At 65.6% G+C, this 12,172-nt stretch carries 10 protein-coding genes and 2 pseudogenes; 6 read left to right on the forward strand and 6 right to left on the reverse strand.

What is annotated here, in order from left to right; all coding sequences use genetic code 11:
- The 5 genes and pseudogenes from AC0L2A_RS14005 to AC0L2A_RS14025 form a co-directional block, all read right to left on the reverse strand.
- A partial coding sequence (locus AC0L2A_RS14005) for a molybdopterin-dependent oxidoreductase (RefSeq protein ID WP_473609283.1) occupies positions 1–1,745 on the reverse strand: 1,745 nt, incomplete at its 3' end.
- A 3-nt stretch (positions 1,746–1,748) separates the two neighbouring features.
- Entirely contained in the window at positions 1,749–2,084 is a 336-nt protein-coding gene (gene nirD / locus AC0L2A_RS14010) for a nitrite reductase small subunit NirD (protein WP_473609284.1), read from the reverse strand.
- A pseudogene (locus AC0L2A_RS14015) lies at positions 2,084–3,076 on the reverse strand ((2Fe-2S)-binding protein); the annotation flags it as partial. The pseudogene AC0L2A_RS14015 and the gene nirD (AC0L2A_RS14010), both read right to left, overlap by 1 nt.
- 104 nt (positions 3,077–3,180) lie before the next feature.
- Entirely contained in the window at positions 3,181–3,504 is a 324-nt protein-coding gene (locus AC0L2A_RS14020; RefSeq protein WP_473609286.1) for a Bbp19 family protein, read from the reverse strand.
- Entirely contained in the window at positions 3,501–5,225 is a 1,725-nt protein-coding gene (locus tag AC0L2A_RS14025) for a portal protein (RefSeq protein ID WP_473609287.1), read from the reverse strand. The genes AC0L2A_RS14020 and AC0L2A_RS14025 overlap by 4 nt, the downstream gene beginning before the upstream one ends.
- A 128-nt stretch (positions 5,226–5,353) precedes the next feature.
- On the opposite strand from AC0L2A_RS14025, the gene AC0L2A_RS14030 reads away from it, so the two are divergent.
- A complete protein-coding gene (locus AC0L2A_RS14030) occupies positions 5,354–5,971 on the forward strand; it encodes a methyltransferase domain-containing protein (RefSeq protein ID WP_287229465.1) in 618 nt (205 codons plus the stop codon).
- 230 nt (positions 5,972–6,201) lie between these two features.
- Here AC0L2A_RS14030 and AC0L2A_RS14035 read toward each other — a convergent pair whose 3' ends face one another.
- Complete coding sequence (locus AC0L2A_RS14035) at positions 6,202–6,819, reverse strand: methyltransferase domain-containing protein (protein ID WP_287229465.1); 618 nt, start codon at positions 6,817–6,819, stop codon at positions 6,202–6,204.
- Positions 6,820–6,947: 128 nt separating this feature from the next.
- Here AC0L2A_RS14035 and AC0L2A_RS14040 point away from each other — a divergent pair, with 128 nt between their 5' ends.
- The 5 genes and pseudogenes from AC0L2A_RS14040 to AC0L2A_RS14060 form a co-directional block, all read left to right on the forward strand.
- Positions 6,948–8,672: a portal protein gene (locus AC0L2A_RS14040; RefSeq protein WP_473609287.1), complete on the forward strand. Its 1,725-nt coding sequence runs from the start codon at positions 6,948–6,950 to the stop codon at positions 8,670–8,672.
- A complete protein-coding gene (locus AC0L2A_RS14045) occupies positions 8,669–8,992 on the forward strand; it encodes a Bbp19 family protein (protein ID WP_473609286.1) in 324 nt (107 codons plus the stop codon). The genes AC0L2A_RS14040 and AC0L2A_RS14045 overlap by 4 nt, the downstream gene beginning before the upstream one ends.
- Before the next feature lie 104 nt (positions 8,993–9,096).
- A pseudogene (locus AC0L2A_RS14050) lies at positions 9,097–10,089 on the forward strand ((2Fe-2S)-binding protein); the annotation flags it as partial.
- Positions 10,089–10,424 carry a nitrite reductase small subunit NirD gene (nirD, locus tag AC0L2A_RS14055; protein WP_473609284.1) on the forward strand — a complete coding sequence of 112 codons (336 nt, stop codon included), beginning with the start codon at positions 10,089–10,091 and terminating at the stop codon, positions 10,422–10,424. The pseudogene AC0L2A_RS14050 and the gene nirD (AC0L2A_RS14055), both read left to right, overlap by 1 nt.
- Before the next feature lie 3 nt (positions 10,425–10,427).
- Positions 10,428–12,172 (forward strand): molybdopterin-dependent oxidoreductase (locus tag AC0L2A_RS14060; protein WP_473609283.1); only part of this gene is annotated, 1,745 nt, incomplete at its 3' end.

Here is a 12,172-nt window from a genome sequence, read left to right on the forward strand (position 1 = left end):
TTTTTGTCGTGGGGGTGTCGGGGGGGGGGGGGGGGGGTGTGTCCCCCCCCCCCCCCCCCCCCCCCCCCCCCGCGGCGGCGGGGGCCCCCCCCCCCCCCCCGGGGGGTGCCTTGGCTCGGCGCCGGCCATTGGAATGGCGCCAACTCCTCATAGGTCTCGGCATCGACCCCGGCATACGCACCGATGTCGAAATCGCGGGCGCCGTCATTCTCGAACGCCGACAGCGCGGCGTGCTCGGCGAAGATATCGGCTGGCGACGGATGCGAAAACGCTTCGTCAAAACCCATCCGCTTGGCGACTTCGGCGACGATCCACCAGTCGGCCCTTGCCTCTCCGGGCGTGGACAAAAAGGCGCGCTGGCGCGAGATGCGGCGCTCCGAATTGGTGACCGAGCCGTCCTTCTCGCCCCATGCGGCGGCGGGCAGCCGGACGTGGGCGTGGCGGACCGTGTCCGTCTTGGCCAACACGTCCGACACCACGACAAACGGGCAGGCCTTGATCGCCGCCTCGACGGCATCGGCGTCCGGCATCGAGTCGACCGGGTTGGTAGCCATGATCCACAGCGCCTTGATGCGCCCATCGGCTACCGCCTGAAACATCTCGACCGCCTTCAGGCCGGGCTTTTCGGCGACGGTCGGCGCACTCCAGAACCGCTGCACGCGGTCGCGGTGCTCGGGGTTTTCGATCTCCATATGGGCGGCCAGCATGTTGGCCAGGCCGCCGACCTCCCGACCGCCCATGGCGTTGGGCTGACCGGTCACCGAAAACGGTCCGGCGCCGGGCTTACCGATGCGGCCGGTGGCGAGATGACAGTTGATGATGGCGTTGACCTTGTCGGTGCCCGAGGACGACTGGTTAACGCCCTGGCTGTAGACGGTCACCGTATTCGCCGTCGCGGCGAACAGGCTGTAGAAGCGGACAAGCTCGTCCTCGCCGAGGTCCGTGGCAGCGGCGATGCCGGCAAGGTCGAGCGCGGAAGCGGCAAAAAGGGCTTGCCCGAAGCCGGTTGTGTGCGCCGTGATATAGGTGCGGTCCAGCGCGTTGTGCTGGCCGAGATAGGCGAGCAGCCCTGTGAACAGCGCGACGTCGCCATCCGGCGCGATCGCCAGATGCATGTCGGCAATATCTGATGTCATCGTGCGGCGCGGGTCGACCAGTACCACCTTTATGTCGGGCCGTTTTTCCCGGGCAGCGGCAATGCGCTGGTAGAGCACCGGATGGCACCAGGCGAGATTGGAGCCGACCAGCACGATCAGATCGGCGAGTTCCAGATCCTCGTAGCTGCCCGGCACCGTGTCAGAGCCGAAGGCGCGGCGGTGGCCGGCAACCGACGAGGCCATGCACAGGCGCGAATTGGTATCGATATTGGCCGAGCCGATGAAGCCTTTCATCAGCTTGTTGGCGACATAATAATCCTCGGTCAGCAACTGACCGGAGACGTAGAAGGCGACCGCGTCGCGACCGTGCTCGGCGATGGTCCGCGAGAAGGTCGAGGCGACGAGGTCGAGCGCTTCGTCCCAGTCCGTGCGGCGACCGTGTATCTCCGGATAGAGCAGCCGTCCGTCTAGGTCGATCGTCTCGGCCAGCGCTGAGCCCTTGGAACAGAGCCGGCCGAAATTCGCCGGATGGTCAGGGTCGCCGCGAACGGTTACCTCTCCGTTCGCGGCGACCTTCGCCAGCACGCCGCAGCCCACCCCGCAATAGGGGCAGGTGGTCCTCACCTCGCGCGCTTCGTCAATCTTCATAATTCAAGCCGCGCGACTGGCCAGCGCTTCCAGCGCAATGAACAGGCGCTCGCCCTCGATCCGCACCGGAATGGTGCGCACCGCACCTTCGTCAGCGCCAAGCGCCTTGCCGGTTTCCAGCGAGATCACCCAATTGTGCAGAGGACAGGTTACCGCCGCGCCATGGACGATCCCCTGCGAGAGCGGCCCGCCCTTGTGCGGGCAATGGTCCTCGATGGCAAAGACCTGGTCGTCTGCCGTGCGGAAGACAGCGATCTTGCCTCGAGGCGTGGCGACGCAGCGCGCGCCGCGGCGCGGAATGTCTGAGAGCGTGCCGACAGCAATCCAATTCATCATCATCACTCCGCCGCCTGCGCGAAGCCGACCGAAGCCATCGGCCGGAATTCGTGCTTGTCCTTGCCGGAAACGCGTTCCGACCACGGGTCGACCTGGGCGAATTTCTGCGAAAAGACGAAGCGGTCGAAATAAGCCTTGCGCTTCTCGCCATCGTCCATGATCTGGCGCTTGATCTCGGCGATGCCGATGCGCTTGGCCCATTTGTAGATGCGCTCGAGATAGCGGCCCTGCTCGCGATACATCTGCGTCAACGCCACGATATGCTCCAGTGCCTCGTCCTCGGTCTTGACCAGGCCGAGTACCTCGGTGCCCTTGATGTCGAGGCCGGCCGCCCCGGCGAAATGGATCTCGTAGCCTGAATCGACGCAGATCACGCCGACATCCTTGCAGGTTGCCTCGGCGCAGTTCCGCGGGCAGCCCGACACCGCCATCTTGACCTTGGCCGGCGTCCACGAGCCCCACATGAATTTCTCGATGCGGACGCCGAACCCTGTCGAATCCTGCGTGCCGAAGCGGCACCAGTCCGAACCGACGCAGGTCTTTACAGTGCGCAGTCCCTTGGCATAGGCGTGGCCGGAGACGAAGCCGGCCTGGCCGAGATCGGCCCACACCGCCGGCAGATCCTCCTTGCGGATGCCGAGCATGTCGATGCGCTGGCCACCGGTGACCTTGACCATTGGAATTTCGAATTTGTCGACGACGTCGGCAATGGCGCGCAGTTCGGCGGCATTGGTGACGCCGCCCCACATGCGCGGCACCACCGAATAGGTGCCGTCCTTCTGGATGTTGGCGTGTACGCGTTCGTTGATGAAGCGCGACTGGTAGTCGTCGGCATACTCATCCGGCCAGTCGCAGACGAGATAGTAATTGAGCGCCGGCCGGCATTTGGCACAGCCGCAGGAGGTGGTCCATTCCAGTTCCTGCATGACGGCGGGAATGGTCTTCAGGCCCTTGGCCTTGATCAGCCGGCGGACCTCATCATGGCCGAGCGTGGTGGAGGCCCCCAAAGGCGGGCCCCCCCCCCGGTTTTTTCCCACCCCCCCCCCCCCCCCCCCCTCTTTCCCCCCCCCCCCCCCCCCCCCGCCCCGGTGCCTTACCCCTACCGCCCCTCCAGCCGCGCCGCCTTCTCCAGCGCCGCCAGTTGCGCTTCGTCCAGTGTCAAAAACCCCATGATGTGCTGCACCACTTCGGCGCGCGCGTTGCTCAGCGCGCTGTGCAGCTCGAAGCCGTTCGGCGTCCTGGTCTTGGCCAGCCACTCGCCATAGGACGGGCGGCGGTAATAGCCGGTCGCCGCCGTCAGGTCGGCCAGCACCATCTCGCCGTCCTGGCCTGAGAACACCCTGAGATAGGCCCTGGTCAGCGCATCCTGCGCGCTGGCCGGGCCGCCGGCCTGGCGCGAATGGGCGAAGCGTTTGCCGCTCATGCGCCGCCCCCGCCGTCCTGCGGCATCAGCCCGCTGAGACTGTCGAGCAGGCCGCTGTCGCGCGCCTGGACCGCCGCCGGCACGGCATCCCTGGCAACCTTGCCGGCGGCGGCGATCGCCGCCATGCCGGCCTGCGCTTGTTGCGCCCTGGCTCGGGCATCGCGAATATCAGCCACCTCGTCCTGGCGGCGAAAGATGCGCTGCGGGCTGCGGCCGGCGCTCTGCACGATCTTCAGCGCCTCGTCGCCGTCGATATTGTCCATGACGCCGGGGTCGAACTGCGCCATCTGCATGGCCGTGGTCACCACCTGGATGGTGTCGCGCGCCTCGGCCGAGCGGCGCAGCACGTCGAGCGGCCCGGTGAAGGTCGGCCGCACCGCCTTGCCGGCAAGGCTCGCCGGCGGCAGGAAGCGGCTGTCTTCCTCATACAATCCCTTGTCCTCGAGGATACCGAGCTCGCGGTCGAGATTGGCGGCAAAGCCGGCCTGGATGATCGAGCCGGAGGGCCCGAGCAGCGCGCCCTTCTCCTCCTGCCGGATCAAGGCTTCGGTGGCCGTCATCTGCGGGTTCTGCACCAGCGTCTGGAACAGGTTGACGAACATCATGTCGCGGATCTCCTCGGCCCGGCTTTCCGCGTAGTCGAATGCATGGGTCGGGTTCTGGCCCACAGCGATCGGCGCAATCAGCGGCCGGCCATTGTCGTCGATCAGGCCGGGATAGTTCTCGCCGGGATTGAGCACCGGCACATAATCGAGCCGCGCTTTCGACGCGGTCGCCGGATCGGTGATCTGCTGCAGCGCCCTGAGACCCGAGCGGCGCACGGCATTTTCCTCGCGCACCGTGGTCAGCGCCTCGATGGTCGGCGAGATGCCATAGGGGTCGCCCTCATGGCGGCGCCAGTTGAAGCAGGACACCGGGAAGGAGCGGAAACCGCTCTCCCTGACGATGACCTCCTCGTCCTCGACGACGTGATAGGAGGCGAACGCCGTGTCGAGATATTGGTAGGTGCCGGAAAGCCGGTACATCTTGCGCTCGTCGCGCGGCTGGATGCACTGGATCAGCGAAATTTTGGTCTCGCATCTGGCCGGGTCGTCGACCAGCATCTTGATCCGCGCCGGCAGCTTGTCATAGCCGAGCAGCTGCGCCGCCTGCCGTGCCGTGCGCTCATAGCGGCGGTGGAAAATGTCGACCTGGCCCCAGCGGTTGCGGCAGAGATAGCCCTCGACCACCGGGATCGAGGCATAGCGGATCAGCGTGCCGCCAAAGCCCTCCTCGGCGTAGAGATAGGCCGGGCCATAGCGCACGACGTTGCGCAGACAGGCCTGCGTCGCCGGCACGAAATTCGAATTGGCCGAATAGCGCAGCGCAAACAGGAAATCGCGAAGCGCCTCCGCCCATTCCTTCTCCTCGTCGCTCTCCTCGTCGTTCACGGCGGCGGTCGACAGCCCGTGCCATTTCTCCGACTGCGGGATGATCAGGCTTTCCAGCCCGGCGGCCAGCCGGTTGGCGGCCGAGTTGATGGTGTTGGCGTAGACACGGGCTCCGCGCCGCTGCTGCCGCTCGGCCTGCGGTTCCGCGCCCCGGCGCCCACTCCAGACATCGGGCGCGTCGGGGTCGCAGAATTCCGACACCGCCTCCCAGACAGCCTCATACTGGCTGCGCTCGCTCTCCAGTTCCGCCTGTCGCGACAGGATATCGTGGGCACGGGAATCGCTCGCCATGGCATTTCCTTGTTCTGATGTATCAGCTTGTTCGAAGCCCAGATATTGCCAAGGCCAGGTCGAATTTTGTTCGCTTTTGCGATGTTCAAGGAGGCGCGGGGCGGCGACTCAAGGAGATCGATTTGATAATGACGGAAAGCCTACCCGGCGCCCTGAAGAGGCGAAGCAAGCAGGTTGCAAAGCGGCTGATCGGCTACGATTCCCGCAACTGGCTGCGCATCAGGCAGATCGAGGCGTTCACCGCGTTTCTTGAGGCCGACGGCCGCAAATCCTCAGACGTGATCGAGATCTCGCCCGGCTGGAACCGCCACTGGAAGACGATATGCTCGAACTACACCTCCGTCGATTTCCCTGATTTCGACATCTGCAAGGACCGCACCGACCGGCAATATTCCGTCGTCATCGCCGACCAGGTGCTGGAGCATGTGCAGCGCCCGTTTGCCGCGGCACAGAATATCCACGCCATGACCCGGCCGGGCGGCTGGGCGATGGTGGCGACGCCGTTCCTGTTCAGGGTGCATGCCAGGCCGCACGACTACAACCGCTGGACCGCCGCCGGCCTCAAGCAGGTCCTGGTCGAGGGCGGCTTCCCCCAAGCAAACATTGAAGTGTTCAGCTGGGGCAACAAAGCCTGCGCAAAAGCCCATATCGGCGGCCCGGTGCGCGCCTACGGCCTATGGCGCGACCTCAGCAACGACGAGGAATATCCGCTGATGGTCTGGGCCTTCGCGCACAAGCCGGGGTGAGGGCTGAAGAGCCTTGCCTTCTCCCCTTGTGGGAGAAGGTGGATCGGCGCTTTTGCGCCGAGACGGATGAGGGGTGCTGGAAGGAATGAGGCAGTGGATTTTTGCGCTATTGCCAAGCTGGAACACCCCTCATCCGACCTCGCGGAGCCTGTCCTCGGGCTTGCCGGAGGCAAGACCCGTGGGCGAGGCCACCTTCTCCCACAAGGGGAGAAGGCAAGGCTCTTCAGCCCTCACCCCGGCTTGTGCGCGAAGGCCCAGACCATCAGCGGATATTCCTCGTCGTTGCTGAGGTCGCGCCATAGGCCGTAGGCGCGCACCGGGCCGCCGATATGGGCTTTTGCGCAGGCTTTGTTGCCCCAGCTGAACACTTCAATGTTTGCTTGGGGGAAGCCGCCCTCGACCAGGACCTGCTTGAGGCCGGCGGCGGTCCAGCGGTTGTAGTCGTGCGGCCTGGCATGCACCCTGAACAGGAACGGCGTCGCCACCATCGCCCAGCCGCCCGGCCGGGTCATGGCGTGGATATTCTGTGCCGCGGCAAACGGGCGCTGCACATGCTCCAGCACCTGGTCGGCGATGACGACGGAATATTGCCGGTCGGTGCGGTCCTTGCAGATGTCGAAATCAGGGAAATCGACGGAGGTGTAGTTCGAGCATATCGTCTTCCAGTGGCGGTTCCAGCCGGGCGAGATCTCGATCACGTCTGAGGATTTGCGGCCGTCGGCCTCAAGAAACGCGGTGAACGCCTCGATCTGCCTGATGCGCAGCCAGTTGCGGGAATCGTAGCCGATCAGCCGCTTTGCAACCTGCTTGCTTCGCCTCTTCAGGGCGCCGGGTAGGCTTTCCGTCATTATCAAATCGATCTCCTTGAGTCGCCGCCCCGCGCCTCCTTGAACATCGCAAAAGCGAACAAAATTCGACCTGGCCTTGGCAATATCTGGGCTTCGAACAAGCTGATACATCAGAACAAGGAAATGCCATGGCGAGCGATTCCCGTGCCCACGATATCCTGTCGCGACAGGCGGAACTGGAGAGCGAGCGCAGCCAGTATGAGGCTGTCTGGGAGGCGGTGTCGGAATTCTGCGACCCCGACGCGCCCGATGTCTGGAGTGGGCGCCGGGGCGCGGAACCGCAGGCCGAGCGGCAGCAGCGGCGCGGAGCCCGTGTCTACGCCAACACCATCAACTCGGCCGCCAACCGGCTGGCCGCCGGGCTGGAAAGCCTGATCATCCCGCAGTCGGAGAAATGGCACGGGCTGTCGACCGCCGCCGTGAACGACGAGGAGAGCGACGAGGAGAAGGAATGGGCGGAGGCGCTTCGCGATTTCCTGTTTGCGCTGCGCTATTCGGCCAATTCGAATTTCGTGCCGGCGACGCAGGCCTGTCTGCGCAACGTCGTGCGCTATGGCCCGGCCTATCTCTACGCCGAGGAGGGCTTTGGCGGCACGCTGATCCGCTATGCCTCGATCCCGGTGGTCGAGGGCTATCTCTGCCGCAACCGCTGGGGCCAGGTCGACATTTTCCACCGCCGCTATGAGCGCACGGCACGGCAGGCGGCGCAGCTGCTCGGCTATGACAAGCTGCCGGCGCGGATCAAGATGCTGGTCGACGACCCGGCCAGATGCGAGACCAAAATTTCGCTGATCCAGTGCATCCAGCCGCGCGACGAGCGCAAGATGTACCGGCTTTCCGGCACCTACCAATATCTCGACACGGCGTTCGCCTCCTATCACGTCGTCGAGGACGAGGAGGTCATCGTCAGGGAGAGCGGTTTCCGCTCCTTCCCGGTGTCCTGCTTCAACTGGCGCCGCCATGAGGGCGACCCCTATGGCATCTCGCCGACCATCGAGGCGCTGACCACGGTGCGCGAGGAAAATGCCGTGCGCCGCTCGGGTCTCAGGGCGCTGCAGCAGATCACCGATCCGGCGACCGCGTCGAAAGCGCGGCTCGATTATGTGCCGGTGCTCAATCCCGGCGAGAACTATCCCGGCCTGATCGACGACAATGGCCGGCCGCTGATTGCGCCGATCGCTGTGGGCCAGAACCCGACCCATGCATTCGACTACGCGGAAAGCCGGGCCGAGGAGATCCGCGACATGATGTTCGTCAACCTGTTCCAGACGCTGGTGCAGAACCCGCAGATGACGGCCACCGAAGCCTTGATCCGGCAGGAGGAGAAGGGCGCGCTGCTCGGGCCCTCCGGCTCGATCATCCAGGCCGGCTTTGCCGCCAATCTCGACCGCGAGCTCGGTATCCTCGAGGACAAGGGATTGTATGAGGAAGACAGCCGCTTCCTGCCGCCGGCGAGCCTTGCCGGCAAGGCGGTGCGGCCGACCTTCACCGGGCCGCTCGACGTGCTGCGCCGCTCGGCCGAGGCGCGCGACACCATCCAGGTGGTGACCACGGCCATGCAGATGGCGCAGTTCGACCCCGGCGTCATGGACAATATCGACGGCGACGAGGCGCTGAAGATCGTGCAGAGCGCCGGCCGCAGCCCGCAGCGCATCTTTCGCCGCCAGGACGAGGTGGCTGATATTCGCGATGCCCGAGCCAGGGCGCAACAAGCGCAGGCCGGCATGGCGGCGATCGCCGCCGCCGGCAAGGTTGCCAGGGATGCCGTGCCGGCGGCGGTCCAGGCGCGCGACAGCGGCCTGCTCGACAGTCTCAGCGGGCTGATGCCGCAGGACGGCGGGGGCGGCGCATGAGCGGCAAACGCTTCGCCCATTCGCGCCAGGCCGGCGGCCCGGCCAGCGCGCAGGATGCGCTGACCAGGGCCTATCTCAGGGTGTTCTCAGGCCAGGACGGCGAGATGGTGCTGGCCGACCTGACGGCGGCGACCGGCTATTACCGCCGCCCGTCCTATGGCGAGTGGCTGGCCAAGACCAGGACGCCGAACGGCTTCGAGCTGCACAGCGCGCTGAGCAACGCGCGCGCCGAAGTGGTGCAGCACATCATGGGGTTTTTGACACTGGACGAAGCGCAACTGGCGGCGCTGGAGAAGGCGGCGCGGCTGGAGGGGCGGTAGGGGTAAGGCACCGGGGCGGGGGGGGGGGGGGGGGGGGGAAAGAGGGGGGGGGGGGGGGGGGGGTGGGAAAAAACCGGGGGGGGGGCCCGCCTTTGGGGGCCTCCACCACGCTCGGCCATGATGAGGTCCGCCGGCTGATCAAGGCCAAGGGCCTGAAGACCATTCCCGCCGTCATGCAGGAACTGGAATGGACCACCTCCTGCGGCTGTGCCAAATGCCGGCCGGCGCTCAATTACTATCTCGTCTGCGACTGGCCGGATGAGTATGCCGACGACTACCAGTCGCGCTTCATCAACGAACGCGTACACGCCAACATCCAGAAGGACGGCACCTATTCGGTGGTGCCGCGCATGTGGGGCGGCGTCACCAATGCCGCCGAACTGCGCGCCATTGCCGACGTCGTCGACAAATTCGAAATTCCAATGGTCAAGGTCACCGGTGGCCAGCGCATCGACATGCTCGGCATCCGCAAGGAGGATCTGCCGGCGGTGTGGGCCGATCTCGGCCAGGCCGGCTTCGTCTCCGGCCACGCCTATGCCAAGGGACTGCGCACTGTAAAGACCTGCGTCGGTTCGGACTGGTGCCGCTTCGGCACGCAGGATTCGACAGGGTTCGGCGTCCGCATCGAGAAATTCATGTGGGGCTCGTGGACGCCGGCCAAGGTCAAGATGGCGGTGTCGGGCTGCCCGCGGAACTGCGCCGAGGCAACCTGCAAGGATGTCGGCGTGATCTGCGTCGATTCAGGCTACGAGATCCATTTCGCCGGGGCGGCCGGCCTCGACATCAAGGGCACCGAGGTACTCGGCCTGGTCAAGACCGAGGACGAGGCACTGGAGCATATCGTGGCGTTGACGCAGATGTATCGCGAGCAGGGCCGCTATCTCGAGCGCATCTACAAATGGGCCAAGCGCATCGGCATCGCCGAGATCAAGCGCCAGATCATGGACGATGGCGAGAAGCGCAAGGCTTATTTCGACCGCTTCGTCTTTTCGCAGAAATTCGCCCAGGTCGACCCGTGGTCGGAACGCGTTTCCGGCAAGGACAAGCACGAATTCCGGCCGATGGCTTCGGTCGGCTTCGCGCAGGCGGCGGAGTGATGATGATGAATTGGATTGCTGTCGGCACGCTCTCAGACATTCCGCGCCGCGGCGCGCGCTGCGTCGCCACGCCTCGAGGCAAGATCGCTGTCTTCCGCACGGCAGACGACCAGGTCTTTGCCATCGAGGACCATTGCCCGCACAAGGGCGGGCCGCTCTCGCAGGGGATCGTCCATGGCGCGGCGGTAACCTGTCCTCTGCACAATTGGGTGATCTCGCTGGAAACCGGCAAGGCGCTTGGCGCTGACGAAGGTGCGGTGCGCACCATTCCGGTGCGGATCGAGGGCGAGCGCCTGTTCATTGCGCTGGAAGCGCTGGCCAGTCGCGCGGCTTGAATTATGAAGATTGACGAAGCGCGCGAGGTGAGGACCACCTGCCCCTATTGCGGGGTGGGCTGCGGCGTGCTGGCGAAGGTCGCCGCGAACGGAGAGGTAACCGTTCGCGGCGACCCTGACCATCCGGCGAATTTCGGCCGGCTCTGTTCCAAGGGCTCAGCGCTGGCCGAGACGATCGACCTAGACGGACGGCTGCTCTATCCGGAGATACACGGTCGCCGCACGGACTGGGACGAAGCGCTCGACCTCGTCGCCTCGACCTTCTCGCGGACCATCGCCGAGCACGGTCGCGACGCGGTCGCCTTCTACGTCTCCGGTCAGTTGCTGACCGAGGATTATTATGTCGCCAACAAGCTGATGAAAGGCTTCATCGGCTCGGCCAATATCGATACCAATTCGCGCCTGTGCATGGCCTCGTCGGTTGCCGGCCACCGCCGCGCCTTCGGCTCTGACACGGTGCCGGGCAGCTACGAGGATCTGGAACTCGCCGATCTGATCGTGCTGGTCGGCTCCAATCTCGCCTGGTGCCATCCGGTGCTCTACCAGCGCATTGCCGCTGCCCGGGAAAAACGGCCCGACATAAAGGTGGTACTGGTCGACCCGCGCCGCACGATGACATCAGATATTGCCGACATGCATCTGGCGATCGCGCCGGATGGCGACGTCGCGCTGTTCACAGGGCTGCTCGCCTATCTCGGCCAGCACAACGCGCTGGACCGCACCTATATCACGGCGCACACAACCGGCTTCGGGCAAGCCCTTTTTGCCGCTTCCGCGCTCGACCTTGCCGGCATCGCCGCTGCCACGGACCTCGGCGAGGACGAGCTTGTCCGCTTCTACAGCCTGTTCGCCGCGACGGCGAATACGGTGACCGTCTACAGCCAGGGCGTTAACCAGTCGTCCTCGGGCACCGACAAGGTCAACGCCATCATCAACTGTCATCTCGCCACCGGCCGCATCGGTAAGCCCGGCGCCGGACCGTTTTCGGTGACCGGTCAGCCCAACGCCATGGGCGGTCGGGAGGTCGGCGGCCTGGCCAACATGCTGGCCGCCCATATGGAGATCGAAAACCCCGAGCACCGCGACCGCGTGCAGCGGTTCTGGAGTGCGCCGACCGTCGCCGAAAAGCCCGGCCTGAAGGCGGTCGAGATGTTTCAGGCGGTAGCCGATGGGCGCATCAAGGCGCTGTGGATCATGGCTACCAACCCGGTCGACTCGATGCCGGACGCCGATGCCGTCGAGGCGGCGATCAAGGCCTGCCCGTTTGTCGTGGTGTCGGACGTGTTGGCCAAGACGGACACGGTCCGCCACGCCCACGTCCGGCTGCCCGCCGCCGCATGGGGCGAGAAGGACGGCTCGGTCACCAATTCGGAGCGCCGCATCTCGCGCCAGCGCGCCTTTTTGTCCACGCCCGGAGAGGCAAGGGCCGACTGGTGGATCGTCGCCGAAGTCGCCAAGCGGATGGGTTTTGACGAAGCGTTTTCGCATCCGTCGCCAGCCGATATCTTCGCCGAGCACGCCGCGCTGTCGGCGTTCGAGAATGACGGCGCCCGCGATTTCGACATCGGTGCGTATGCCGGGGTCGATGCCGAGACCTATGAGGAGTTGGCGCCATTCCAATGGCCGGCGCCGAGCCAAGGCACCCCCCGGGGGGGGGGGGGGGGCCCCCGCCGCCGCGGGGGGGGGGGGGGGGGGGGGGGGGGGGGACACACCCCCCCCCCCCCCCCCCGACACCCCCACGACAAAAA

This window comes from Mesorhizobium sp. WSM4844 (genome assembly GCF_055811775.1).

Excerpts from the sequence above, each read along its gene's own strand:
- nirD (WP_473609284.1), bottom strand. The coding sequence starts at position 2,084 with ATGATGATGAATTGGATTGCTGTCGGCACGCTCTCAGACATTCCGCGC.
- AC0L2A_RS14020 (WP_473609286.1), bottom strand. The coding sequence starts at position 3,504 with ATGAGCGGCAAACGCTTCGCCCATTCGCGCCAGGCCGGCGGCCCGGCC.
- AC0L2A_RS14025 (WP_473609287.1), bottom strand. The coding sequence starts at position 5,225 with ATGGCGAGCGATTCCCGTGCCCACGATATCCTGTCGCGACAGGCGGAA.
- AC0L2A_RS14030 (WP_287229465.1), top strand. The coding sequence starts at position 5,354 with ATGACGGAAAGCCTACCCGGCGCCCTGAAGAGGCGAAGCAAGCAGGTT.
- AC0L2A_RS14035 (WP_287229465.1), bottom strand. The coding sequence starts at position 6,819 with ATGACGGAAAGCCTACCCGGCGCCCTGAAGAGGCGAAGCAAGCAGGTT.
- AC0L2A_RS14040 (WP_473609287.1), top strand. The coding sequence starts at position 6,948 with ATGGCGAGCGATTCCCGTGCCCACGATATCCTGTCGCGACAGGCGGAA.
- AC0L2A_RS14045 (WP_473609286.1), top strand. The coding sequence starts at position 8,669 with ATGAGCGGCAAACGCTTCGCCCATTCGCGCCAGGCCGGCGGCCCGGCC.
- nirD (WP_473609284.1), top strand. The coding sequence starts at position 10,089 with ATGATGATGAATTGGATTGCTGTCGGCACGCTCTCAGACATTCCGCGC.